General features: G+C 54.1%; 25 protein-coding genes and 1 tRNA gene. 13 read left to right on the top strand and 13 right to left on the bottom strand.

Features of this window, described 5'->3' with window-relative positions; genetic code table 11:
* Positions 1-25: 25 nt before the first annotated feature.
* On the bottom strand, positions 26-595 hold the full coding sequence (locus HV355_RS11610; RefSeq protein WP_010426497.1) for a TetR/AcrR family transcriptional regulator: 570 nt from the start codon (positions 593-595) through the stop codon (positions 26-28).
* Positions 596-781: 186 nt separating this feature from the next.
* Between HV355_RS11610 and HV355_RS11605 the strand changes: the two genes are divergently transcribed.
* Positions 782-1,201, top strand: coding sequence for a GNAT family N-acetyltransferase (locus HV355_RS11605; protein WP_148400175.1), 420 nt, complete (start codon positions 782-784; stop codon positions 1,199-1,201).
* Here the strand turns inward: HV355_RS11605 and HV355_RS11600 are convergent.
* Positions 1,198-1,845, bottom strand: a complete 648-nt coding sequence (locus HV355_RS11600) for a TetR/AcrR family transcriptional regulator (RefSeq protein WP_182401974.1) — start codon at positions 1,843-1,845, stop codon at positions 1,198-1,200. The two genes, HV355_RS11605 and HV355_RS11600, sit on opposite strands and share 4 nt — an antisense overlap.
* A gap of 78 nt (positions 1,846-1,923) precedes the next feature.
* Here HV355_RS11600 and HV355_RS11595 point away from each other — a divergent pair, with 78 nt between their 5' ends.
* From HV355_RS11595 to HV355_RS11570, 6 genes are all read left to right on the top strand, one after another.
* A complete protein-coding gene (locus HV355_RS11595; protein WP_089598299.1) occupies positions 1,924-3,423 on the top strand; it encodes an MDR family MFS transporter in 1,500 nt (499 codons plus the stop codon).
* Positions 3,424-3,540: 117 nt separating this feature from the next.
* Positions 3,541-3,801 (top strand): AbrB/MazE/SpoVT family DNA-binding domain-containing protein, encoded by a 261-nt coding sequence (locus HV355_RS11590; RefSeq protein ID WP_108417271.1) that lies wholly within the window; start codon positions 3,541-3,543, stop codon positions 3,799-3,801.
* A gap of 3 nt (positions 3,802-3,804) precedes the next feature.
* Positions 3,805-4,203: a type II toxin-antitoxin system VapC family toxin gene (locus HV355_RS11585; RefSeq protein ID WP_174340333.1), complete on the top strand. Its 399-nt coding sequence runs from the start codon at positions 3,805-3,807 to the stop codon at positions 4,201-4,203.
* A gap of 188 nt (positions 4,204-4,391) precedes the next feature.
* Positions 4,392-5,192, top strand: coding sequence for a lipoprotein NlpA (nlpA, locus tag HV355_RS11580; RefSeq protein WP_182401972.1), 801 nt, complete (start codon positions 4,392-4,394; stop codon positions 5,190-5,192).
* 95 nt (positions 5,193-5,287) lie between these two features.
* Positions 5,288-6,067, top strand: coding sequence for an MBL fold metallo-hydrolase (locus tag HV355_RS11575; RefSeq protein ID WP_182401970.1), 780 nt, complete (start codon positions 5,288-5,290; stop codon positions 6,065-6,067).
* A gap of 25 nt (positions 6,068-6,092) precedes the next feature.
* Positions 6,093-7,046 (top strand): helix-turn-helix domain-containing protein, encoded by a 954-nt coding sequence (locus tag HV355_RS11570; protein ID WP_182401968.1) that lies wholly within the window; start codon positions 6,093-6,095, stop codon positions 7,044-7,046.
* Positions 7,047-7,074: 28 nt separating this feature from the next.
* Here HV355_RS11570 and HV355_RS11565 read toward each other — a convergent pair whose 3' ends face one another.
* The 4 genes from HV355_RS11565 to HV355_RS11550 all read right to left on the bottom strand — a co-directional run bounded on the left by HV355_RS11565 (position 7,075) and on the right by HV355_RS11550 (position 10,607).
* Positions 7,075-8,163: an AAA family ATPase gene (locus HV355_RS11565; RefSeq protein ID WP_120158970.1), complete on the bottom strand. Its 1,089-nt coding sequence runs from the start codon at positions 8,161-8,163 to the stop codon at positions 7,075-7,077.
* Positions 8,164-8,309: 146 nt separating this feature from the next.
* Positions 8,310-9,269 carry a DUF523 and DUF1722 domain-containing protein gene (locus HV355_RS11560; protein WP_000208728.1) on the bottom strand — a complete coding sequence of 320 codons (960 nt, stop codon included), beginning with the start codon at positions 9,267-9,269 and terminating at the stop codon, positions 8,310-8,312.
* 102 nt (positions 9,270-9,371) lie between these two features.
* Entirely contained in the window at positions 9,372-9,782 is a 411-nt protein-coding gene (uraH, locus tag HV355_RS11555) for a hydroxyisourate hydrolase (protein ID WP_148400180.1), read from the bottom strand.
* Between the two features lie 99 nt (positions 9,783-9,881).
* Positions 9,882-10,607 carry a MerR family transcriptional regulator gene (locus HV355_RS11550; RefSeq protein ID WP_172701444.1) on the bottom strand — a complete coding sequence of 242 codons (726 nt, stop codon included), beginning with the start codon at positions 10,605-10,607 and terminating at the stop codon, positions 9,882-9,884.
* A gap of 117 nt (positions 10,608-10,724) precedes the next feature.
* Here HV355_RS11550 and HV355_RS11545 point away from each other — a divergent pair, with 117 nt between their 5' ends.
* The 3 genes from HV355_RS11545 to HV355_RS11535 all read left to right on the top strand — a co-directional run bounded on the left by HV355_RS11545 (position 10,725) and on the right by HV355_RS11535 (position 13,125).
* The gene (locus HV355_RS11545; RefSeq protein ID WP_182401966.1) at positions 10,725-11,249 is read left to right on the top strand and encodes a lipocalin family protein; all 525 of its coding nucleotides are present in this window, start codon (positions 10,725-10,727) and stop codon (positions 11,247-11,249) included.
* Positions 11,250-11,327: 78 nt separating this feature from the next.
* Complete coding sequence (locus HV355_RS11540) at positions 11,328-12,326, top strand: class I SAM-dependent methyltransferase (RefSeq protein ID WP_182401964.1); 999 nt, start codon at positions 11,328-11,330, stop codon at positions 12,324-12,326.
* Between the two features lie 355 nt (positions 12,327-12,681).
* Positions 12,682-13,125, top strand: a complete 444-nt coding sequence (locus tag HV355_RS11535; protein WP_182401962.1) for an acetyltransferase — start codon at positions 12,682-12,684, stop codon at positions 13,123-13,125.
* Positions 13,126-13,432: 307 nt separating this feature from the next.
* On the opposite strand, the gene HV355_RS24270 is transcribed toward HV355_RS11535, so the two are convergent.
* The 4 genes from HV355_RS24270 to HV355_RS11515 form a co-directional block, all read right to left on the bottom strand.
* Positions 13,433-13,741, bottom strand: coding sequence for a hypothetical protein (locus tag HV355_RS24270; protein ID WP_249420867.1), 309 nt, complete (start codon positions 13,739-13,741; stop codon positions 13,433-13,435).
* A gap of 10 nt (positions 13,742-13,751) precedes the next feature.
* A complete protein-coding gene (tssD, locus tag HV355_RS11525) occupies positions 13,752-14,231 on the bottom strand; it encodes a type VI secretion system tube protein TssD (RefSeq protein WP_182401960.1) in 480 nt (159 codons plus the stop codon).
* 211 nt (positions 14,232-14,442) lie between these two features.
* Positions 14,443-15,138, bottom strand: coding sequence for a hypothetical protein (locus tag HV355_RS11520; protein WP_182401958.1), 696 nt, complete (start codon positions 15,136-15,138; stop codon positions 14,443-14,445).
* Between the two features lie 498 nt (positions 15,139-15,636).
* Complete coding sequence (locus HV355_RS11515) at positions 15,637-15,978, bottom strand: SymE family type I addiction module toxin (RefSeq protein WP_182401956.1); 342 nt, start codon at positions 15,976-15,978, stop codon at positions 15,637-15,639.
* A 136-nt stretch (positions 15,979-16,114) separates the two neighbouring features.
* Between HV355_RS11515 and HV355_RS11510 the strand changes: the two genes are divergently transcribed.
* Positions 16,115-16,300, top strand: a complete 186-nt coding sequence (locus tag HV355_RS11510; RefSeq protein WP_120158963.1) for a toxin-antitoxin system HicB family antitoxin — start codon at positions 16,115-16,117, stop codon at positions 16,298-16,300.
* On the opposite strand, the gene HV355_RS11505 is transcribed toward HV355_RS11510, so the two are convergent.
* Both HV355_RS11505 and HV355_RS11500 read right to left on the bottom strand, forming a co-directional pair.
* Entirely contained in the window at positions 16,295-17,137 is an 843-nt protein-coding gene (locus HV355_RS11505) for a DUF2971 domain-containing protein (RefSeq protein ID WP_182401954.1), read from the bottom strand. The genes HV355_RS11510 and HV355_RS11505 overlap by 6 nt on opposite strands.
* A 37-nt stretch (positions 17,138-17,174) precedes the next feature.
* Positions 17,175-17,269 (bottom strand) — tRNA-Sec (locus tag HV355_RS11500).
* Between the two features lie 288 nt (positions 17,270-17,557).
* Here HV355_RS11500 and HV355_RS11495 point away from each other — a divergent pair.
* Positions 17,558-18,949 carry a glycoside-pentoside-hexuronide family transporter gene (locus HV355_RS11495; RefSeq protein ID WP_182401952.1) on the top strand — a complete coding sequence of 464 codons (1,392 nt, stop codon included), beginning with the start codon at positions 17,558-17,560 and terminating at the stop codon, positions 18,947-18,949.
* A 12-nt stretch (positions 18,950-18,961) separates the two neighbouring features.
* On the top strand, positions 18,962-21,280 hold the full coding sequence (gene yicI, locus HV355_RS11490; RefSeq protein WP_182401950.1) for an alpha-xylosidase: 2,319 nt from the start codon (positions 18,962-18,964) through the stop codon (positions 21,278-21,280).
* A 142-nt stretch (positions 21,281-21,422) separates the two neighbouring features.
* Here yicI and HV355_RS11485 read toward each other — a convergent pair whose 3' ends face one another.
* Positions 21,423-23,111, bottom strand: coding sequence for an AsmA family protein (locus HV355_RS11485; protein WP_182401948.1), 1,689 nt, complete (start codon positions 23,109-23,111; stop codon positions 21,423-21,425).
* Positions 23,112-23,183 lie beyond the last annotated feature (72 nt).

Raw genomic sequence — 23,183 nt, 5'->3', positions numbered from 1 at the left:
ATTCCCGCTAATTATTCATATGCGATTACTTCGCAGAGAAAAGCATATTTAAAATATCCTGATAAAGAGGTTCTAATTGTTCTGACGGTACTTTTAACGGCGCGAGTCGACGGTAAATCGTCCCTTCGATCATCACGGCGGTAATCTCCACGCAGCAGCGAATATGCTCATCGCTCAGGTGGGGGAACTGCTTTTTCAGGTGCGCGCAGGCGTTGGTGAACATGCGCGATTCGGCTTCGATCAGCATGGCGGCAACCTGAGGATTACGCGTGGCCTCGGCGGACATTTCCAGCATCAGCGCATCGTCATCCTCGTTGAGCGTTTGCCGCCAGGCGAGGGCCTGCGGCATCCCTTCAACCAGCGTTTTGCCCTGCATCTCCTCGATGCGCGAGTCGATGATGCGGCGGATCATCTCTTCGATAATCGCGTCTTTGTTGCTGAAATAACGGTAAATTTGTCCGACGCTGAGCTTCGCCTCGCTGGCAATCTGCGACATGCTGGCGGCGTGAAACCCGCTGGCGCGAAAGCAGCGGCGCGCGGCGGTGATGATCTCGTCCTGGCGCAATTTTTGTCGTTCTTCCAGCTTTGTGCTCATCGTCGGCTACCGTGTAAAAGTGAGAATGATCGTTCTCATTATACGTTTTAGGTGCGTATTGGAAAGGCTTTTTTTATTTACATATTGAATGAATATTTCCTGGATTAAACAATGGAGGAAATAAGGAGTTTTTATGAAGGTTAAGCTGTGAGATATTCAGATTGCGCTGAAAATAAGGAGAACAATATGCAGTTGAGCATTACTAAAAAAGTCACACCCGAAGAGAAAGAAGAGTTATTTGTAGGGTTAAGAGCTTATAACGGGCAGTTTTTAGATATGTCGAACTTTAGTGGCGACATTGGCGTTTACGTACGTGACGATAATGGCGCCATGCTGGGCGGATTAATCGGCGTGCGCAAAGGTGACTGGCTGAATATTGACTATCTCTGGGTCAGCGAATCCCTGCGCGGCTCCGGCGTGGGCAGCAAGCTCATCAAAACGGCAGAAGATGAAGCCCGACGTCAGGGCTGCAAGCACGCGCTGGTCGATACCGCCAGCTTCCAGGCGCGCCCGTTCTATGAAAAACAGGGCTACCGGCTGCAGATGTCTTTGCAGGATTACCCCCATGCGGGCATGCAGCGCCACTATCTGGCAAAGGCGCTTTAACCGCCGATCCCGGTGCCGATTACGGCAAGCGCATGACGGACAATGATTTCCGGCGAGAGGGATTTTAGCCTCTCGTCATTGCGCATGCGTGAGAACGGCACCAGCACCAGGCTCAGCAAGGTGGTAAACAGCAGCTCCGGTGCCAGTGCCTGATTCAGCTTCCGTTCCTGCTGCCAGCCTTTGAGGGTGGCAAGCGTCGCCTGATACTTCTCGTCACCAAACCGCGCCTGAAGATGGGTGCGCAGTACCGGCATTTCGCCAATCACCTCCTGCATCCACAGCGGTGCAAACCAGGGATACTGTTCCGCCAGTTCGGCCAGCACCTTAACCATTTCCGTCAGGGCGTTCGCCGGCGAATCCCGGTTATCGGCGAAAATCGTCCCGATCCGCTCGCGTAACGGCAGGAAACGTTCCTCAATCATCGCATCCAGCAGTTGCTCTCGGGAGTTGAAGTAATAGTGCAGCATCGCGGGCGTGACGCCCGCCTCTTTGGCAATGGCGTTGAGTGAGGTATTGGCGATCCCCTGACGGGAAAAGAGGTTCAGGGCGATATCCAGCAGCTGTTCGCGGCTGGCGGTGACGCGTTTACCCCCGCGAGGGCGGCCGGGGCGGCGCGGTTCAGAATTGTCTTTTAATGCTGGCATGACCACGGTGCCTCTTGATCTTATTCATCACTTCCACAAATATTAATTATGCGATTAATTAATTTCAAGCGATCTCTTATGGAATCCGACGTCATGAACCCACCCGCGCAAAAAGCGCCGTCGATTAAGCTGCTGTTCAGCGCGCTGCTGCTGGTGATGCTGCTTTCTGCGCTTGATCAAACCATCGTCTCTACCGCGCTGCCTACCATTGTCGGTGAGTTGGGCGGCCTGGATAAGCTCTCCTGGGTAGTGACGGCCTATATCCTCAGCTCCACCATCGTGGTGCCGCTGTACGGTAAATTCGGCGATCTGTTTGGGCGTAAAATCGTCCTGCAAATCGCCATTGTGCTGTTCCTCGTGGGCTCCGCGCTGTGCGGGCTGGCGCAGAACATGACCCAGCTGGTGCTGATGCGCGCCCTGCAGGGGCTGGGCGGCGGCGGCCTGATGGTGATCAGTATGGCCGCCGTGGCGGACGTGATCCCGCCAGCCGATCGCGGGCGCTATCAGGGGCTGTTTGGCGGCGTGTTTGGCCTGGCGACGGTCATCGGGCCGCTGATTGGCGGGTTTATCGTCCAGCACGCCTCCTGGCGCTGGATTTTCTACATCAACCTGCCGCTGGGGCTGTTTGCGCTGCTGGTAATAGGCGCGGTATTTCACGGCAGCGCGCGGCGCAGCAAGCACGAGATTGACTATCTGGGGGCGATTTATCTCAGCATGGCGCTGCTGTGCATCATCCTGTTTACCACCGAAGGCGGCACCGTTCGCCCGTGGAGCGACCCGCAGCTGTGGTGCATTCTGGCCTTTGGCCTGACGGGCATTGCCGGGTTTATCTATGAGGAACGGCTGGCGTGGGAGCCGATCATCCCGCTGTCGCTGTTCCGCGACCGCAGCTTCCTGCTCTGCAGCCTGATTGGCTTTATCATCGGCATGTCGCTGTTTGGCTCAGTGACCTTCCTGCCGCTGTACCTGCAGGTGGTGAAAGACGCCACGCCAACGCAGGCCGGTTTGCAGCTCATTCCGCTAATGGGCGGGCTGCTGCTGACCTCGATTATCAGCGGGCGGATCATCAGCCGTACCGGGAAATATCGCCTGTTCCCGATCCTTGGCACGCTGCTCGGCGTGGTGGGGATGTTTTTACTGACGCGCATTTCAATCACGTCGCCAACCTGGCAGCTTTATCTATTCACCAGCGTGCTGGGCATGGGGCTGGGACTGGTGATGCAGGTGCTGGTGCTGGCGGTGCAAAACAGCGTGTCGGCGGATCAATACGGCGTAGCCACCTCTGGCGTCACGCTGTTCCGCTCCATCGGTGGGGCGATCGGCGTCGCGCTGTTTGGCGCGGTGTTCACGAATATTCTGCAATCGGGGCTGATGGACAGCCTTCCGGAAGGCGCGGAACTGCCGCGCGAGCTGAACCCGACCGCCATCCACCATCTGCCTGACGCCCTGAGACTGGACTACCTTGATGCCTTCGGCTCTGCCATTCATGCGGTATTCCTGCTGGCGGCAGGGATTATGGTGCTGGCGTTTGCGCTGTCGTGGTTTTTACGGGAAGCGCCGCTGCGTCGGCAGGCGTGAGGTTAGCGGTTCGGTTATTTTTTGCGAGTCGCTTTCTGAAATTGAAGCGTTGAAGTTGTCATGCCTTCTCGTCGTGGCGCATGCTCTTGGCAGTTCAATAAACCAGCAGAGGTTACAATGGAGCGCACTGCAAAACTGATCAAAAAAGGGCGAAAGCAGGCTGTTGTTCTGCCTGCTGAGTTTGCGTTTGATACGGAGAGCGTTTACATCCGGCGGGATGACGAGGGGAATATTGTTTTGACGGCAAGATCGGAAAAAGAGCGACACAGGGACAACTTTTTGCGTTTGCTCAAACAAACGCATGTGCCGGATTCGTTTCTGAGCAAAGAGGAGCGTAATCAGAGCTATTCGACACGAGATCCTCTGGAAGGGCTGTAGAACATGCTGCATATGCTGGACACAAACATCGTAAGCCATCTTGTGAGGCAACACCCCGAGGTTCTAAATCAATATTCGCGTATTGCGCCTGAAAAAATGTGTATTTCAAGCGTAACGGAGGCTGAATTACTTTACGGCGTAGCCAAAAAGCAAAACAACCAACTGCACAAAACCATAGTGGAATTTCTAAAAACCATCACCATTTGCGACTGGGACAGTGAAGCCGCAGCCGCCTACGGCGAGCTTCGTGCAGTGATGGAAAAGAAAGGGAAGGTGATGGGCGATCTCGACCAGTTGATTGCTGCGCATGCCATCAGCCGGGGTACGACGATTGTCACCAACGATCGCGCATTTGGGATGGTGCAAGACCTTAGGGTAGAGGACTGGACTACCGCAGCCTGATGCCCATCTCTCGGTGGCGCTTTGCTAACCGGGCCTACAACACCCCCGCGCGTAGGCCGGGTAAGCGCAGCGCCACCCGGCAATAGGCCGCATATAACTTATCCTTCTTATTGATTCCTTTTCGTTTTTTAGCGCGCCGTCGCGTTGTCGATATAGTCTTCAAAACGTCTAACAAAAGGAACTGTCTCGTGAAACTTCGACTGGGTGCGCTTCTCCTGACTGGCCTGCTGCTCGCGGGCTGTGACCAAAGCAGCAATGATGCCAAACACATTAAGGTCGGCGTGATTAACGGTGCCGAGCAGGACGTGGCGGAGGTCGCTAAAAAGGTGGCAAAAGAGAAATACGGTCTGGACGTGGAGCTGGTGGGCTTTAGCGGATCGCTGCTGCCCAACGATGCCACTAACCAGGGGGAGCTGGATGCCAACGTCTTCCAGCACCGCCCGTTCCTCGCAGAAGATAACAAGGCGCACGGCTACAAGCTGGTTGCCGTTGCAAACACCTTCGTCTTCCCGATGGCTGGCTATTCCCGCAAGATTAAATCGGTGAATGAACTGAAAGACGGCGCAACGGTTGCCATTCCTAACGACCCAACCAACCTCGGTCGCGCGCTGCTGCTGCTGCAAAAAGAGAAGCTGATTGCCCTGAAGCCGGACACCGGGCTGCTGCCGACGGCGCTGGATATCACCGCAAACCCTAAAAATCTGAAGATTATGGAGCTGGAAGGCGCGCAGCTGCCGCGCGTGCTGGACGATCCGAAGGTGGATGTTGCCATTATTAGTACCACCTACCTCCAGCAAACCGGCCTGTCGCCGGTTCATGACAGCGTCTTCATTGAAGATAAAAATTCGCCGTATGTGAACATTGTCGTGACGCGTGAGGACAAGAAAGCTGCGGAAAACGTGAAGGAATTCATACAGTCGTATCAGTCGCCCGAGGTAGCAAAAGCGGCCGAAACGATCTTCAACGGCGGCGCGGTGCCAGGCTGGTAAGTTTGGCCCAATTCCATCGATCATCGCCCTTAAGCCCACATCGCAACGCGTGGTCACGGGCTATTCTCCTTATCACACCCACCGGAGGATAGCCTATGAACATTACTCAGATTCGCAATGCCACTCAGATGATTACCTACGCGGGAAAACGTTTTTTAGTTGACCCCATGCTCGCGCCGAAAGGGGCTTACCCGGGTTTCCCGGGTACGGCGCATGCAGATATTCGTAACCCGACCGTTGACCTACCTGTTGAGGTTACTACGCTGCTCGATGCCGACGCGGTGATTGTCACCCACACGCACGACGATCACTGGGATCAAACCGCCATTGCACTGATCGCCAAAGACAAACCGATTTATGTACAAAACGGCAGCGACGCCGCGCTGCTGCGCAGCCAGGGATTTACCCACCTGACGGTGATGACCCAAGAGACCGCATTTGATGGCGTAAGCATCGTGAAAACCAATGGCGGCCAGCACGGAACCGATCGCGCTTATGCCGTGCCGGACCTGGCGGAGCGCCTGGGCGAGGCCTGCGGCGTCGTCTTCCGTCATCCTGACGAAAAGACGCTTTATATCGCCGGGGATACCATCTGGCGTGAAGAGGTGGCGACCGACATGCAAAAACACCAGCCGGATGTCGTGGTACTGAACGCCGGTTACGCGCATGTGATTGGCTTTGGCCCCATTATCATGGGCGAGCAGGATGTGCTGAACGTGCATTTTCTGTTGCCTGAGGCGCAGATTGTGGCGACCCATATGGAGGCCATCAACCACTGTCTACTGACCCGCCGCGCGCTGCGTGAATACGCCGAAGCCAACCAGTTTAGCGATGCGTTGAGCATTCCCCAGGATGGTGAAAGCGTTATATTCTGAGCACCGCAGAGGGAAGGAGAGAGTGATGTCACTATTACATGTTGCCATTGTCGCGGTGGACGGGTTTAGCCCGTTCCACTACTCCGTTCCCTGCATTTTGTTTGGCGATACGGTATCGGGCGAAAAGCGCTTTAATGTCACGATTTGCGCTGAAAAACCAGGGTTTCTGACATCAAAAGACGGTTTTTCACTTAATGCTACGCAGGATTACTCCGCCATTGAGCAGGCTGATATTGTTGTCGTGCCCTACTGGCAGCACGTCCTGGAACGCCCGCCCCAGACGTTGATCGATAGCCTGGTGCAGGCGAGAGACAATGGCGCTGAAATCGTCGGGCTGTGTCTGGGGTCGTTTGTGCTGGGCTATGCGGGCATTCTCGACGGCAAGCGCGCTGCCACCCACTGGGAGTTCGAACATCAGTTCCAGTCGCTTTTTCCGCACGTCCAGTTGGATATCAATGCCCTCTACGTGAATGACGGCAATATCATCACCTCTGCCGGAACCGCGGCTGCGCTGGACTGCTGCCTGTATATCATTCGTCAGCGCTTTGGCAGCGTGGTCGCCAACCAGATTGCCCGGCGGATGATTGTGCCGCCGCACCGCGAGGGCGGTCAGGCGCAGTTTATTGCTCAGCCTGTTCCGAATGACACCCGCGATGCACGTATCAATTGCCTGATCGACTATCTACAGCAGCACATCACCGAACCGCATAGCCTTGACTCGCTGGCGGACGTGGTCTCCATGAGCCGCCGCACCCTGACGCGTCATTTTATTAAAGCCACGGGGATGAGCGTTGCCGACTGGCTTACCGCCGAGCGCCTGCGGCGCAGCCAGATCCTGCTTGAAGCCGGAAATATGCCGATTGAGCGCGTGGCTGAACTGGTGGGATTTAATTCCGCCGTCACCTGGCGACAGCAGTTTAAGGCGCGTTTTGGGGTCAGTCCGGCGGAGTGGCGGAAGACCTTTCGGACTCATTCGTAGGCCGGGTAAGCGTAGCGCCACCCGGCGTTTACCCCAGCCTCTCCACCTTCGTTTCCCCTTCCACCATCGACAGCTGATAAAGCGAAAACGATCGCTGTTTCTCAATTAAATTCGCCAGTTCGGGCGAGTGGCTGGTCAGCCAGATCTGCGAGTAGCGGCTGGCCTCAGCGATTAAGCTCGCCAGCGCGGGCAGCATCTGCGGATGCAGGCTGTTTTCCGGTTCGTTCAACGCGATAAACGCCGGTGGACGCGGGCTGAGCAAGGCCACCGCCAGGCACAGAAAACGCAGAGTGCCGTCGGAGAATTCCGCCGGCTCCAGCGGTCTGCTTAGCCCTTCACGCTGCATCATCATCCGGAAGCGTCCGCCGGTGTTGTCGCTGTAAAACACACAGCCGGGGAAGGCCTGGTCAAGGATGCGCATCAGCAGCAGCTCGTCGCCAATTTCCACGATGGTCTGAAACGCCGCCGCCAGGTTTGCGCCGTCGCTGGCCAGCACCGGGGAGCGGAAACCGACCTGAGGCGCGCGCATGGCCGAGCCGGATGAGACGGAAAACTCGTGATAAAAGCGCCAGTTACGCAGCGACTCGCGCATCTGCGACACTTCCGGGTAAAGATGCGGCTCGCCAAGCTGGCCGAACACCGATTCGTTCTCATACAGCGTGCCGCTGTGGGTGACTTTCTCGTGATGCACGTTGTTCAGAAATACGGCCTGATTTTTACGCTTCATCAGCTGGGACGACGGGCGGCGGTGCTGGCCGCTCAGCCAGATGGACTCTTCTTTGATCACTGGATCGAGTTGAAACTGTGAGGGGTAAGGCAGTTTTTCGACAAAGCCTACCTGCAGCTCGTATTCGTAGGTTTCGGTTTCAACGGCCAAATTCATCCGCCGCAGCTGGTCGCTGCGGGTTTTGCCTGCCCAGAACACTTTTAAAATCCCACCCTCGTTCGCCAGTGCCTGCGAAAACTGCCCCTGTGCGGCGCTGTGCATCAGGTGGATCGCTTTGTAGATATTTGATTTTCCGGTGCCGTTTGGGCCAAAGACGATGTTGAGCTGCTCCAGCTCCAGCGACATTTCGCGAATCGAGCGGTAGTTTTGAATGTGCAGGGTGGTGATCACAGGCAGTCCCTTTTTTGCGTTACGGGCCTGTATATAATTACAGTCTTTTGTGTGGAATGCAAAAAAGAGACGACAGTGAGGGTGTCGTCTAAACGGGGTACTGCTTTAGGCCTCTGTGGGTCAAACGGGCCTTCGCATTTTTATCGTCAGGTTACTGCCAGACGCAGACCCAAATCATCAGGATAGGGATCAAAGTAGTTTTGCGTCATCAGATACCGGTCAGGGTATTCGGCCATGTAGTGTTTCAGCAGCGTCAACGGCGCGAGGATGGGCAGCAGCCCGTCGCGATAGTGCAGGATCACATCGCGCAGCTCGACGCGCTGGCGGCTGTTCAGCTGGTTACGGAAATAGCCCTGGATATGCATTAGCACGTTGGTATGGTTTTTCCGCGAGGCGGGCTTTTTCAGGATGGTCATCAGCTTTTCGCGGTACGCCACGAAGAACGCGTCCAGATCCTCCCATTCATGCAGCGACGCAACGAACGGGCCGATCTCGCGGTAGCCCGCCTGATGGTGCGCCAGCAGCTGCAATTTATAGCGGCTGTGGAAATCCAGCAGCGCGCGGCGCGTCAGGCCTTTAGCGCGCAGCGTGTTCAGCTCGTGCAGGGCAAATACCCGCTCGATAAAGTTTTCCCGCAGCACCGGGTCGTGCAGCCGACCGTCTTCCTCCACGGGCAGCCACGGGTAGGTTTCAAGCAGGGCGGCGGTGAACAGCCCGACCCCCTCCTTGCGGCCCCGGTTGCCGTTTTCATCATACAGCCGCACGCGTTCCATGCCGCAGCTTGGCGATTTCGCGCAGACGATAAATCCCGACAGATCGCCGATTTTTGGCAGATAGTCCGCCGTAAAGTCGGCCATTTTCTGCGTAATATCATCATGGGGCGGCTTGCTGAAGCGGAGCTGCGTTTCGCCACTGTCCGTCAGCGTCAGGCGTATGGCCGGGCGTGGCGTCGGCAGGCCAATCGCCATTTCCGGGCAGACGGGCCTGAAACTCACCCACTGGGCCAGTTCATCCATGACAAAGCCCATACGCTTGTGTCCGCCGTCGAAGCGAACGGCAGACCCGGTCAAACATCCGCTAATACCGAGCACAGGTTTTGTTGTCATGGTGTGGTCCTCCCGTTCTTCTCTTTAAAACTTACACAACATGACTAATTTGTCCAAGTATTAGCGGAATTATTTTTTATTTTCCTTTAAAATCAACGTTGGTTAACTGCCCTTGTAAGTTGAATAACCGTACTGGCTCAGCAGGAGAGGGATGTGCAGCTTTTCGTTGGTGCGGGTTACGGTGAACAGCACCGGGATCTCCGGGAAGAAGGAATCCAGCTTCTTCCCGTGGAAGTAATCTGCGGTTTTAAAGGTCACTTTATAGACGCCGGGCTGCATATCCTGATCCTGCGGATAAAGCGATTTGATGCGGCCATCATGGTCGGTTTTGCCGCCGGCAATCGGGGTCCATTTGTCCTGCTGCTGTTTTTCCAGCGTGACGGTAACGTCCGATGGCGGCATCCCGGTTTGCTGGTCAAGAATGTGTACGCTCAGCGTGCCGGCAGGGGCGCTAAAGGCGGCAGGGGCAAAGGCCAGGGTGGTCAGCATCAGCAGAGAGGCAGTTTTTTTCATTGTGTTTTCCTGTGGAGTTGTCGGTCACAGGAAAACGTTAGCATTTGTGGCGCGGGAAAATATTCAACTTTTCGTGAAGATTCCCACAGGAGAAAATGATTAGAGGATAATCACTTCAAGCGATACCTGCTGCTGCCACTGCTCGATCTGCTTTTTGCGCGCGGCGGTGAGTTTACCGCGCGTGACCAGAAGCCAGTGGCGGTCCGGGAAAATCTCCGGGGCCAGCGTGGCGGGCGGCGTGGGTAAAATATCGATACGGTGGCCTTGCCCGGTGCGGGTTAAGGCTTCGAGCCAGACTTCGCATGGGTCATTCAGGTTCCAGCCGCTGAGCAGGATGTTGTCGCCCGGCGCTTTTTTATCGCCTTCCAGGCAAAACGAGGTGTAGGCGATGATGATGCCGTCGAGGATCTCGCGCAGGGTCATGGCGGCGGCGACGTTGGCCGATACCTGACTGCGCAGCGGGCGCAGCACGTTTGCGACCAGTTCTGGTCTTGGGTACTCGCGTCCTGCGTCGTAAATCATCTGGCGCAGGGACTCGATTTTGCCGTCCTGCAGGCGCTGTAACATGGTCTGCTGCAGCGTGAGCCAGTTGTTGGTCAGGCGCGACGTAGGGCGCTCCAGCAGCGGTTTGACCTGGCCAATCGGGACGCCTTTTTTTACCCAGTCGAGGATTTTTAGCGCCTGCTGGACGTCCTCATCGCTGTACTGGCGGTGGCCGCCCTCCGTGCGCTGAGGCTTGAGTAAGCCGTAGCGCCGCTGCCAGGCCCGCAGCGTGGTGGCGGTGATCCCGCTGAGTCTGGCGAATTCGCCGATGGAGTAAGCCATGTCCGTGTCCAGAGTTGAGGAATACTCTCAATATACTACGAATTTTCGCGGACGGGATGAAGCGCCGCCGCGGTGCACTACACTTAATTTCCAACTGTGCAAATGAAAGGAATTCTCATGAAGCTATGGCCTGTTGTGACCGGTGTTGCCATTGCCCTGACGCTGGTAGCCTGTAAATCCCCCACCCCACCGAAGGGCGTGCAGCCCATTTCCGGTTTTGACGCCAGCCGCTATCTTGGCAAATGGTACGAAGTCGCTCGCCTGGAAAACCGCTTTGAACGCGGCCTGGAGCAGGTTACCGCCACCTACGGTAAGCGCAGCGACGGCGGCATCAGCGTGCTTAACCGCGGCTACGACCCGGTGAAGAACAAGTGGAATGAGAGCGAGGGTAAAGCCTACTTTACCGGCGAACCGACCACGGCCGCGCTGAAGGTGTCCTTCTTCGGCCCGTTCTACGGCGGGTATAACGTGATCAAACTGGACGATAAGTACCAGTACGCGCTGGTCAGCGGCCCGAACCGCGACTACCTGTGGATCCTGTCGCGCACGCCAACCATCCCGGATGCGGTGAAACAGGATTACCTGAACACCGCGCGCGGTCTGGGCTTCCAAACCGATCAATTGGTGTGGGTGAAGCAGTGAAGTTCGTGCTTTCTTCGTAGGGTATTACTGGCCCGCCTGGATAGACTTCCGTTAAAAGCCTAACGGAGGAAAGACGACATGAACTGGCAGCCTTTTCGCGGCGATGCACCGGAAAATATGAAGATTTTCAGTGCGTCCTTTCCCGACGTCAGCGATCGGTGGCCGATGAAAGGCGATACCGTCCGGGAGATAAATGCCATCGATCGGGGACTGAAAGCCGATCCGGCGCTCCGCCCTCCTTTTGTTGAATGGGAAGAGGGCGGCCAGGCGGTGCTAGTCCCGCAGAACCGCTATTCCGAACAAGCCTTTCGCAACCGTCCGGCGCTCACCGCGTGGCGAACCCGGCTGGTTCCCTCTGCGCTGGCGCTGTTTGTGGTGCAAAACCCGCTGGAAGAGCGTCTCCCCGAAGGGACGAAAATGGACAGCGACAGTCGCCAGTGGTTTATCCACGCCAATGATGCCATCGGCGTGCGCTCCCGCGCCCGCGTGCTGGCCGCGCTGGTGGAGAAATACATTCACAACGACAGTGAAAATAACTGGGTCAGCCTGGCAAGCGGGGCCGCCATCCCGGTGCTGGAAGCGCTCCGCAATGCCAAACTTGATGGTCAGCAGGTGTATCTCACGCTGGTCGATAAAGATGCCGTCGCCCTGAGCTGGGCCGAAACCATGGCGGCGCAGGAAGGCATTGTGGTGGGCGAACAACTGACGCTGCTCAGACGCAACCTGCTCCATACGCTGGTGCGTAACGAGGACCTGCTGCTGGAGCTGGGCGAGCACCAGGCCGAACTGGTCGACGCGCTGGGGATTTTCGAATACTTCAACGATACCGATGCGGTGATTTTTCTCCAGCGCGCGCTGCGGCTGGTCAAGCCCGGCGGCGCGGTGATTGTGTCGAACATGCTCACCAGCAGCCCGCAAATTGACTTTGTGCTGCGGGGGATCGGCTGGGAGGATATTTACCCGAGGTCGTTACAGCAGCTGCAGGATATCCACCTTGCGGCGGGCGTGCCGGTGGAAAACGTCACCGTGGTGGTGCCGAAGGACGGGGTGTACGCGGTGATGGAGATTAGGGTTTAGCGCGAGCTGTGTGGGAGGACAAACCGCACAATCGGTTCCCTCTCCCTGAGGGAGAGGGTTAGGGTGAGGGGGAGCAGTCCACTACAATATTCACCGTTCCTCAGTTGTTCGGTTAAACCGAACAACTGCCATGAAAGATTGACTCTTTTCCTTGTTCTCATTCCCTGATGATGATTCTTGCTTGTCATGATCTATCTTCTGCCCAGTTTCCTGAACCAACTTCCGGGCCATTTCCCTGATACGCTCTCGGCTTTCAGGTGTACGAGAGTTTATAACTGCATTTAAGGTCTTCAGTTTATTGCCTCCATGCTTCTGGACACTTGATTTAATCGCCACGCTCTATAATGATCCCACCATGAAAATTGAAACCGCACTCCCCACACACTTCGAACGTCTGGTCGCGATCTGGGAATCCTCCGTCCGCGCCACCCACCACTTTTTACAGGAAAGCGATATTGCGGCGCTGCGCCCACTATTGCTCAACGCCTATCTGCCAAACCTCAAGGTCGTGTTAGCTCGCGATGACGCAGGCGTTATTCACGGCTTTTTAGGCGTGGATGAAAACCGCATTGAAATGCTGTTTGTTGACGACGCGAGCCGCGGGAAGGGCGTCGGGAAATTGCTGCTGCAACACGCCATCGCAGCGTGCGGTGCGAACGAGGTGGACGTGAATGAGCAGAATCCGCAGGGCGTCGCGTTTTATCGCCATATGGGGTTTGAGCAGGTCGGGCGCTCGGAACTGGACGGGCAGGGGAATCCGTTTCCGTTGCTGCATATGCGGTTGGGCGGGCAGGTTTAACACCCTCTCCCTCTGGAGAGGGAGTCTGCAAGCTAGTTACTGGTAATTTGCCCGATGATTACGCCACGCACTTTTTCGTCATCAAAGTAATAAGAGACCGTATTACTCTGGATGAATCCATTCTGTACTGGCGTCTCCTGATACAAAAGCATCGCTTTCTTTTTGGCGGTCTCTTTCTTGCCGAACAATGCGACTAAATTGCCATGTGCCGCATTTAATAATGGAACATTAGCGACTGAGACGCTGACAGGTTGCGATGTTTTAGCACACTCGTTATGGATGCCATCTTTGGCTATAACTAGCGCAGTTAGTAATCCTGACCCATTTCGTTATCAGAAATGAACCAGTAATTCGTGTCATCGTCGTCATGAAGGCAGACCCAGCGTGCGGAACTGTCTTTGTTAACTGGTGTGCTGGTGATATCTGACAGGTGAGTAACCTCCATTTGCACGGTTTTCTTACCGATGGTGATGGTGGGAGAGAGAGGCACTATTGAGGGTTCTTCTGACGTTGTTCCATCATCCTGATAATACCTGGCTGCGAAGCCGGACATTAGGGCTGCTGATGTATTTTGAACCAGGAATAGAAGTGTAGCCAAAATTAACAGTACTTTCATTGTAGATACCCTAATACGTAGCCCGGTTATTCCATTCGTCAGTGTAGAGAATGTTCCCATCGCAATGCTTCCATGTAATCTTCTCGTAACGGAGTTGAATATCTTCGAGATGTGTGCTTGTTAAGCCGGTGGGATGCAACAGAGGGGATATAGAGGTGATCTTTACGTTCTCCATTATCATATTGAAATACTCACTTTCAACGCCCTGGTCAAGAATTCGATACATTTTCAATTCTGCTTTTTTTAATGTTCTTCCTTCACACATAGCACGATATAAAACAGGCGTTGCAGCATCAAATTCCTTATGCAAGTTTAAGGGGGAATGAACTCTCGTGCCTGTCAAACGACCAGTATTCGAGTTCTCAGGGATCCATACCTGATGGATAACTGAACGGATTTCAAACGATCCTAATCTCGCTGGCAGTAAGGATGGACCAACGATGGGCGAACCATTTTCATCAAACAACCACAGATGAGCGGGAATTGACATAATTTGCTCCTGTTAAATAGTAATTATCTTTTTTTACGTAAAAGGATATAGAGACCTACAATAACTACAATTGACCATATTGCATTCATTGCGATTTTTTCGGGCAGCCAGGTTACGGCAAATAGTGCAAATATTATAACGAAAAAAAGGGGAATGGCACCTCTCAGGAAGAATATGAGTTGGCCTTTTAACCAGTCTTTAATAGCTTTGATCATCCCTTTATCATCCTTGAAATCGCATATGCAATGTCGCTGTCTGAAGCATAAGCTTGGTTAAGTATGGGGGACCTCATTATTATGGGCTCTATCAAGAAGAACATCATTTCAAGTTCTTCCTGATAAAGGAGATTATAGTAATAAGCATTATAGTTTTTTAGATGGTTAGCACTTCTGGATGCCTGTTCAACGATGCCATAAACTTTTAAACCAAGGACAGCATAAGTAGAAAACGATGTGATCTTTTCTTTCATCCAAATGTTGGTATGAACACTACTACAAATTGCAATAGTTGCTGAATATATAAAAGCCTGGCTGGAGAGCATCGATGATGAAATTGATACACCTAAACGCATAAGATTTTTTTGTATGTTATGTATTCTTTTTTCACCCTTGTTACTTAATAGGCTTTTAATATAAATATAAAGCATCTTATAGATAACGTCTCTGTGTTTTATTAACTGGACGATACCTGTCAAAAATCTTGAGTCTTCATTACGTAATCGTAAACATACGTCCTGATAGTTTTCAGTAAAGCACGAAAGCTGATAGCTTAATCGCGTTGCCCCATCATCTAACAGTTGCGCTTGCTTTAATACTTCATCTTTTACGCCTGTTAAGGCGTGTTCTAACTTTAAAGCCAATATTTTATGTGCATCTATTGATGTTATTAATGAGTCGCTATAATACATATTGCACCCTTTAACAGTAACCATAGGCACAAGTTTCTATTAATAGTGACGTTCTGCTGTGATGCATATCGCAATAGTTTATCTTTAATAAAAAATACAGGGATTTTAACCTTTGAATTATATTTATCGTGAATAATTGTTGGCTATCAATTTAGATATTGTATGAGCGTAAGAATGAGGGCGTTAGATCGGTTGTATATTAGTTTAATAGCCGTATGGCCGGTAAAGGCGAAACTGGGTGCCACGAGCTGAGCGTAACTATGAGTGTTGCTTTGAGATTGTAGTGATCTCTCAGTGGAAATCTGATGTCTCCTTTCCTGGCCAACTATCCGGAATTTCCGGATAGTTGAATACGGATCAATTTCGCCATCAGAAATTCTATTTATGAGATGCAAATTGATGGTTCGAACAGGGAGATTGGGTTGCAACTTTCTCTTCATGTCCTCTCCCATCTACATCGTCTAACGCGCCTGGCGGGTTGTATGCCAGAAACAGTCGCTAAGCCAGATGGCTTGTATTTGATTTTGCGAGGCGCTTTCTAGGACGCTGAGTTTGAATCGCCGCCAGCGCGTCCTCAATCTCAACAAGCTTTGCCTTCGTCCGTTTAAAATCGTCCTGCAACCGCTGCTCCTGCTCGTTATACGCCACCAGAACGATGCATCCTTTCATGACTTTTATCGTGACCTGCTGTCCGGTATCAAAACCCGCGGCGCGCAGCCACTTGCCGGAAAGGATGATTTTCGGCGTGGATTTGTCGAAAACATTCGGGCGGTATCCCACAATTAACGAACGCTCAGTTCCGGATTGGTCGGTGTCTGGGGTAGAATGCGAATCAGCCATAATCAACTCCTTGATAGTTGGTGTGGTTAGCTCTCGTCCGGTATTGCGAGTACTTGGCGAGAGCGTTTCAATTTGAGGTTTTCGTATGTTAAGGTACGTACCTCAGTGAAGATATCTTGCTCTTGTAGGTACGTACATGTCAACAGCTAAACGCGACCCAAATCAGTCAAAATCAGGGAAGGCACCGACTTTTCAGATTCGCATTACGCCTGAGTTAAAGGCGCAATTTGAAGAAGCGGCGAAGGCAGAGGGGATGAGTTTGGGGAATTGGCTTAAAAATTTAGGTAGAAATGAAATAAATAGATTAAAAAATAGGTTATAACATATTTAATTCAATTTCGAATTTGGTGTTTGATTTTATAGCTTGCATGAAAATGACATGGCTATAATCATTTCGTGAACGTATGAGCTTGAACACATCCTTTCTAAAATTCTCAGAGGCATTGCAACCAAAAATTATGGATTTAATAGAGCTTGATGGTATTTTATAGAGATCATATTCTTTCCCATTAATGTTGATTGTTTTATCAGAGCTGGATTGTGGTAACAACATTCTCCATTCGTTTTCATATTCCCAATCACTGCTTTTTATTAAAAAATGACTTTCTGTATTTTCTGATAATAATGGGTCAAGAGATGGATATTCTTTTTGATAAACAACTCTTCGCAAAAAACCAAATTCGTCTTTATGGCTACGACGTTGTGAAAAAAAAGGATGATTTGTGTCAAGCTCAATCACGAAACCACTATGAGATTGAGCGTAATGTCCCCACATAAGAATATTAGTAGGATTATCTGATAATGATAATATTCTTGTCATTCTTATCAGGCTTGAGTTAAATTTTTGCATTAAGGATTCGGTTGTTTTTATTATATTTGGCTTTGCTAGTTCATAGAATGATAATATTTCTTTTGTTGCTTCCTCTATTATCTTAGAGACGGTTTCTTTTGGTAGTAGCTCTATAGAATTTAAAATATCGGCAGGTAACTCTTTAAAAAGGTCCGTTGTTATTAATGAGTCATGCAAAGTTGATTCGAAATTATTTAATTTAAAAGAGGTGTTGAATTCAAATGGGTCATTAAAGTTCAAAGGATTATTAAAACAGATTAAATTATTTTGTAATATATCGATTCTTTCCGGAGGGAGATATTTATACATAATAATCAACTCTGTGTGTGTCGTTAGAGAACATTTTTGGCGGAAGATCACAGGAGTCGAACCTGCCCGGGAACGCTGGCGTCCCCAACTGGATTTGAAGTCCAGCCACCTCACCGGAGATGACGATCTTCCGCGCCTCGATTGCTACATGGAGGCGGGCGCATTATAGCTACTTTCAGACATTTACCACATACCCCACACCACTTTTTTCACCTCTCTTTTGACCTGTACCCCCCTGTTTCAGTTAATTCCTAAGAAAATCCTCATGTTAGCCCTTTGTGCTATCAACATTTAACGCGATCACAAAAAACAAGAAACGTAATCTGCTAACCAGAAAACGCAATACCCGCCTTTGAAACAATGGTTTAAAACCAATGCAACCGGTCTCAGCGCCCCCTACAGCGTGAAGGATAAAAAAAGATGAGCGAAGTATTGTCAGTAAAAGAGAAGATTGGCTACGGCATGGGAGACGCCGCCAGCCACATCATTTTTGATAACGTCATGTTGTACATGATGTTTTTCTACACCGATATTTTCGGCATTCCCGCCGGGTTTGTCGGCACCATGTTCCTGCTGGCGCGCGCGCTGGATGCGATCTCCGACCCGTACATGGGTCTGATTGCTGATCGCACCCGCAGCCGCTGGGGCAAGTTCCGTCCGTGGATTTTGTTTGGCGCTATCCCGTTCGGCATCGTCTGCGTGCTGGCCTACACCACGCCGGACCTCAGCCTCAACGGCAAAATGATTTACGCCGCCGTTACTTACACTCTGCTGACCCTGCTCTATACCGTGGTCAACATCCCGTACTGCGCGCTCGGTGGCGTGATCACCAACGACCCGACGCAGCGTATCTCCCTGCAGTCCTGGCGCTTTGTGCTGGCGACGGCGGGCGGCATGCTCTCTACGGTGCTGATGATGCCGCTGGTGAAACTGATTGGCGGCGACGATAAGGCGTTCGGCTTCCAGGGCGGCATCGCCGTGCTGTCGGTGGTCGCGTTCCTGATGCTGGCATTCTGCTTCTTCACCACCAAAGAGCGCATTCAGGTGCCGCCGAGCACCACTTCTATGCGGGAAGACCTGCGCGACATCTGGCACAACGACCAGTGGCGCATCGTCGGCGTGCTGACCATCCTCAACATCCTCGCCGTCTGCGTGCGCGGCGGCGCGATGATGTACTACTGCACCTGGATCATGGGCTCGCCGGAGGTGTTCGTCGCGTTCCTCACCACTTACTGCGTCGGCAACCTGATCGGCTCCGCGCTGGCGAAACCGCTCACCGACTGGAAGTGCAAGGTCAGCATCTTCTGGTGGACCAACGCCGCGCTGGCGGTGGTCAGCGTGGCGATGTTCTTCGTGCCGATGCATGCCACCGTCCTGATGTTCGGCTTCATCTTCGTTATCGGCGTGCTGCACCAGCTGGTGACGCCGATCCAGTGGGTGATGATGTCCGATACCGTCGACTACGGCGAATGGACTAACGGTAAGCGCCTGACCGGCATCAGCTTTGCGGGCACGCTATTCGTGCTGAAGCTTGGTCTGGCGCTGGGCGGGGCGATGATCGGCTGGATGCTGGCAGGCGGCGGCTACGACGCGGCAGCCAAAACTCAGAACAGCGCGACCATCAGCATCATTATCGGCCTGTTTACCCTGGCGCCGGCGGTCTGCTACGTGCTGAGCGCCATCATCGCCAAACGCTACTACACGCTGAAAACCCCTTTCCTGACCAAAATCATGGGCGAGCTGGCGCAGGGCGCACGCCGCAATCAGCAGGAATTTGAAAACCTGCCGATCAGCAAAGAATTACAGAACTAAGAGGACGAGAGTATGAAAATCAGTGATGGAAACTGGCTTATTCAACCGGGCCTGAACGTGACCTATCCGGTGCAGGTGTTCGACGTGGAGCAGCAGGGCAATGACCTGGTGGTGTACGTCGCGCCGCGCGACGTGCGCGAACGAACCTGGCAGCTCGACACGTTGATGTTCACGGTGCGCCTGTTTGCCCCGCAGGAAGGGATCGTCGGGGTGCGCATCGAGCACTTCCAGGGGGCGCTGAATAACGGTCCGCACTATCCGCTGAACGTTCTGAAGGATGTAAAAGTTGAGATTGAAAACAACGCCGAATTTGCCGAGCTAAAAAGCGGCAGCGTTAGCGTGCGCGTTACCAAAGGCGAGTTCTGGGCGCTGGATTTCCTGCGTAACGGCCAGCGCATTACCGGCAGCCAGCTGAAAAACAACGGCTACGTGCAGGACAGCAATACCGACCGCAATTACGTGTTCGAACGTCTGGATCTGGGCGTGGGGGAAACGGTCTACGGTCTGGGCGAGCGCTTCACCGCCCTGGTGCGCAACGGCCAGACGGTCGAAACCTGGAACCGCGACGGCGGCACCAGCACCGAGCAGTCCTACAAAAACATCCCGTTCTACCTGACCAACCGCGGCTACGGCGTGCTGGTGAATCACCCGGAAAACGTCTCGTTTGAAGTCGGCTCCGAGAAGGTCTCCAAGGTGCAGTTCAGCGTGGAAGGAGAATATCTCGAGTACTTCGTGATCGACGGACCGACGCCGAAAGCGGTGCTGAACCGCTATACGCAGTTTACCGGGCGTCCGGCGCTGCCGCCTGCCTGGTCGTTCGGCCTGTGGCTCACCACCTCGTTCACCACCAACTACGACGAAGCGACGGTAAACAGCTTTATCGACGGCATGGCCGAGCGCGACCTGCCGCTGCACGTGTTCCATTTCGACTGCTTCTGGATGAAGGCCTTCCAGTGGTGCGACTTTGAGTGGGACCCGGTGACCTTCCCGGACCCGGAAGGGATGATCCGCCGCCTGAAGGAGAAAGGGCTGAAGGTCTGCGTGTGGATTAACCCGTACATCGGCCAGAAATCCCCGATTTTCCGGGAGCTGAAAGAGAAGGGCTACCTGCTCAAGCGCCCGGACGGCTCCCTGTGGCAGTGGGACAAATGGCAGCCGGGGCTGGCGATCTATGACTTCACCAACCCGGACGCGTGCCGGTGGTATGCGGACAAGCTGAAAGGCCTCGTGGACATCGGCGTCGACTGCTTCAAGACCGACTTCGGCGAGCGTATCCCGACGGACGTGCAGTGGTGCGACGGTTCCGATCCGCAGAAGATGCACAACCACTACGCCTACATCTATAACGAGCTGGTGTGGAACGTGCTGAAAGAGTCGGTGGGGGAAGAAGAGGCGGTGCTGTTTGCCCGCTCCGCGTCCGTGGGGGCACAGCAGTTCCCGGTGCACTGGGGCGGCGACTGCTACGCCAACTATGAATCCATGGCCGAAAGCCTGCGCGGCGGGCTGTCGATTGGCCTGTCCGGCTTCGGATTCTGGAGCCACGATATTGGCGGGTTTGAAAACACCGCGCCGGCGCACGTCTACAAACGCTGGTGCGCGTTCGGGCTGTTCTCCAGCCACAGCCGTCTGCACGGCAGCAAATCCTACCGCGTGCCGTGGGCGTACGATGACGAGTCCTGCGACGTGGTGCGCCACTTCACGCAGCTGAAGTGTCAGCTGATGCCGTATCTGTATCGTCAGGCAGCGCTGGCCCGCGAGTTCGGTACGCCGATGCTGCGGGCGATGATGCTGGAGTTCCCGGACGATCCAGCGTGCGATTATCTCGACCGCCAGTACATGCTGGGGGATTCGGTGATGGTCGCGCCGGTGTTCTCCGAGGTGGGCGACGTGCAGTTCTACCTGCCGGAAGGCCGCTGGACGCACCTGTGGCATAACGACGAAATTCAGGGCAGCCGCTGGCATAAGCAGCAGCACGATTTCATGAGCCTGCCGGTCTACGTGCGCGACAATACGCTGCTGGCGCTGGGTAACAATAACCAGAAGCCGGACTACGCGTGGAACGCGGGGACGGCCTTCCAGCTGTTTAACCTGGACGACGGCGCCACGGCGGTGAGCGAAGTGCCCGCGTCGGATGGATCCGTGGCGTTTACGCTGAAGGCGTCATGTCGGGGCGAAATCGTGACCTTTACCGGCGCGGGAGACGCGCAAAACTGGTCGGTGTGCTTGCGCAACGTGCAGAAGGTGAGCGGCGTGAAGGGCGGCTCGCATGCGTGCAGCGAGTGGGGTGTGGTGGTGAAAGCGGAGGGGAATGAGGTGGTGGTTCACTTCTGAGCCGCAAAAATGCCCGGTGGCGCTTCGCTTACCGAGCCTACGATAATTGTGCGCTCTGATGCCCTCACCCTGACCCTCTCCCACAGGGAGAGGGAACTAAAACCTCGTAGGCCGGGTAAGGCGTAGCCGCCACCCGGCTTGTTTATTGCACCGGTGTTGAAACCACACCGCTCGTCATCGTCTGCTGCACCTGCTGTTTATCCATATTCACCGCGTTCAGCTTGCCATTCACTGTCGGCTTCAGCGGGGCATTTGCCTGCACGCTACCGCTGGCGGTGAGCTGAATATTGCCGTCACCCGTAATCGGCAGCGCAGGCCAGCCCCACTGCTGCAGCACGTTGAGCGGCACGCCGCGCCCGTTCAGGCTCACCGTGGTCTGTCGCTGCGGCAGCTGTGAAACCGTCGCCGTGGCTTCCAGAATACCTTTCTCGGTAAACGCGCTCAGGTCGGTAATGTTCACCGTGGCGGCGTTCGCATTCAGCGCCAGCGACGGACGGCGCACGTCCACGCGGTTAAAGGTCGCGGCCGCACCGTTCAGGGTTGCGCTGCCGCCCCAGACGCCCCACTGGCGGTCTTTCGCCAGCTGCAGGTTTGCACCATAGCCGTCCAGAGAGGTGATCTGCCACGGGAAAGCAGGATCGATGTCGATCACCAGATTGCGACTCAGGCCGAATTTTTTCAGCGTCACGCTGTTCAGCCATTCCGGCAGGGGATCCATCCACAGTGTTTTCCAGTTTTCAGGCAGGGTGTATTCCAGCCCGGCGATGGCGGCGTCATCCAGCACCAGCGCTTTGCCGTCGCGCAGCCAGTTGCCGGAGGTGCGTACCATCCCGCCTTCCCAGCGAGAGGTGAACTGGCGCAGCGCGATACCCTGCGGGGAGAATTCAGCGTTCAGGATCGGGTCGAACAGATGCAGCGAGCCGTAGATAAACTCGCTCGCGTTCATAGACAAACGCCCTTCCTGGCTCTGCCAGTCGCCTTTGCTGAGAGTCAGGTTACGCAGGCTCAAATCAAGGTCCGTCACCGCCCAGTCCGGCCCCTGCAGGCGCGCGTCGGTCACTTCCAGCCGACCAATCTGTAGGGAAGGGAGCGTGGTGATGGGAGCAAAGAAATCCATCAGCGATTTATTGCTTTGCAGGCGGATCTCATTCAGACGCATGCTGTCGATAATCCAGCTGCCGTCAGCGTTACGCAGGGCGGAGCCGGTGAGCGAGCCGCGCGCCATATCCGCGCCAATGGTGCTCAGCACCACCTCTTTACCGTTGAGCTGTCCCTGAATCAGGACGTTGCTGGCCGGGACGCCGTTCAGGGTGAGCGAGCCTGCGCTCATCTGGATCTGCGCATTTTTGCCCAGCACGTTGCCCGCCTCTGGCTGCCACGGACTGACGCCGCCTGTGACTTTCTGCGCGCTCAGGTCCCATTCGGTATTCGGGCTGTTAAAGGCCATGTTGTTTAGCTGCAAACGGTCCGCCTGGAAAGGCAGCGGCGCGGTTTGCGGAGAGAGGTTCAGCGTGCCATCGAACAGGGTAATGGTGTCCATATGCAGCGGATCGGTTACCTGACGGCTGCTTAAACCGATATCGACTTTTTTGGCCACCAGGGTGGCGGGTTTGCCGTCACGACCAAAGGTGACATTTTCCAGAATGAGGTGAGAAGGGGATGAAAAGCGGTGATCCATCAGGTCAAAGTTGAGTTCGTAATCGGTATTTACCGTAACCCAATTGCTGACCTGCGACGCGCCCCAGCGGGTCTGGAGCAAAATATAGAATGCCAGCGCTACCACAAGCAGAGCTAACAGAAGATAGATGATCAGCTTTCCAATAAATTTCATGGTCTTCCATCCCGCAAAACGTACATAAGGGAGTTATGCACGATTTATGCGCAATGCTCAAGGCGGGAATGG

The sequence above is a fragment of the Enterobacter sp. RHBSTW-01064 genome, assembly GCF_014103035.1.
GTDB lineage: Bacteria > Pseudomonadota > Gammaproteobacteria > Enterobacterales > Enterobacteriaceae > Enterobacter > Enterobacter mori.
This window is presented reverse-complemented; position numbering and strand designations above follow the sequence as displayed.

Bases quoted from the DNA above. Each gene is read 5' to 3' on its own strand.
- HV355_RS11510 (WP_120158963.1), top strand. From the start codon at position 16,115: ATGTCAACAGCTAAACGCGACCCAAATCAGTCAAAATCAGGGAAGGCA.
- HV355_RS24270 (WP_249420867.1), bottom strand. From the start codon at position 13,741: ATGAAAGTACTGTTAATTTTGGCTACACTTCTATTCCTGGTTCAAAAT.
- HV355_RS11535 (WP_182401962.1), top strand. From the start codon at position 12,682: ATGAAAATTGAAACCGCACTCCCCACACACTTCGAACGTCTGGTCGCG.
- HV355_RS11575 (WP_182401970.1), top strand. From the start codon at position 5,288: ATGAACATTACTCAGATTCGCAATGCCACTCAGATGATTACCTACGCG.
- HV355_RS11550 (WP_172701444.1), bottom strand. From the start codon at position 10,607: ATGGCTTACTCCATCGGCGAATTCGCCAGACTCAGCGGGATCACCGCC.
- HV355_RS11520 (WP_182401958.1), bottom strand. From the start codon at position 15,138: ATGTATTATAGCGACTCATTAATAACATCAATAGATGCACATAAAATA.
- HV355_RS11515 (WP_182401956.1), bottom strand. From the start codon at position 15,978: ATGGCTGATTCGCATTCTACCCCAGACACCGACCAATCCGGAACTGAG.
- HV355_RS11540 (WP_182401964.1), top strand. From the start codon at position 11,328: ATGAACTGGCAGCCTTTTCGCGGCGATGCACCGGAAAATATGAAGATT.
- HV355_RS11560 (WP_000208728.1), bottom strand. From the start codon at position 9,269: ATGACAACAAAACCTGTGCTCGGTATTAGCGGATGTTTGACCGGGTCT.
- HV355_RS11595 (WP_089598299.1), top strand. From the start codon at position 1,924: ATGGAATCCGACGTCATGAACCCACCCGCGCAAAAAGCGCCGTCGATT.
- HV355_RS11590 (WP_108417271.1), top strand. From the start codon at position 3,541: ATGGAGCGCACTGCAAAACTGATCAAAAAAGGGCGAAAGCAGGCTGTT.
- HV355_RS11570 (WP_182401968.1), top strand. From the start codon at position 6,093: ATGTCACTATTACATGTTGCCATTGTCGCGGTGGACGGGTTTAGCCCG.
- uraH (WP_148400180.1), bottom strand. From the start codon at position 9,782: ATGAAAAAAACTGCCTCTCTGCTGATGCTGACCACCCTGGCCTTTGCC.
- HV355_RS11605 (WP_148400175.1), top strand. From the start codon at position 782: ATGCAGTTGAGCATTACTAAAAAAGTCACACCCGAAGAGAAAGAAGAG.
- HV355_RS11545 (WP_182401966.1), top strand. From the start codon at position 10,725: ATGAAGCTATGGCCTGTTGTGACCGGTGTTGCCATTGCCCTGACGCTG.
- HV355_RS11610 (WP_010426497.1), bottom strand. From the start codon at position 595: ATGAGCACAAAGCTGGAAGAACGACAAAAATTGCGCCAGGACGAGATC.
- HV355_RS11495 (WP_182401952.1), top strand. From the start codon at position 17,558: ATGAGCGAAGTATTGTCAGTAAAAGAGAAGATTGGCTACGGCATGGGA.
- HV355_RS11600 (WP_182401974.1), bottom strand. From the start codon at position 1,845: ATGCCAGCATTAAAAGACAATTCTGAACCGCGCCGCCCCGGCCGCCCT.
- HV355_RS11505 (WP_182401954.1), bottom strand. From the start codon at position 17,137: ATGTATAAATATCTCCCTCCGGAAAGAATCGATATATTACAAAATAAT.
- tssD (WP_182401960.1), bottom strand. From the start codon at position 14,231: ATGTCAATTCCCGCTCATCTGTGGTTGTTTGATGAAAATGGTTCGCCC.
- HV355_RS11585 (WP_174340333.1), top strand. From the start codon at position 3,805: ATGCTGCATATGCTGGACACAAACATCGTAAGCCATCTTGTGAGGCAA.
- yicI (WP_182401950.1), top strand. From the start codon at position 18,962: ATGAAAATCAGTGATGGAAACTGGCTTATTCAACCGGGCCTGAACGTG.
- HV355_RS11485 (WP_182401948.1), bottom strand. From the start codon at position 23,111: ATGAAATTTATTGGAAAGCTGATCATCTATCTTCTGTTAGCTCTGCTT.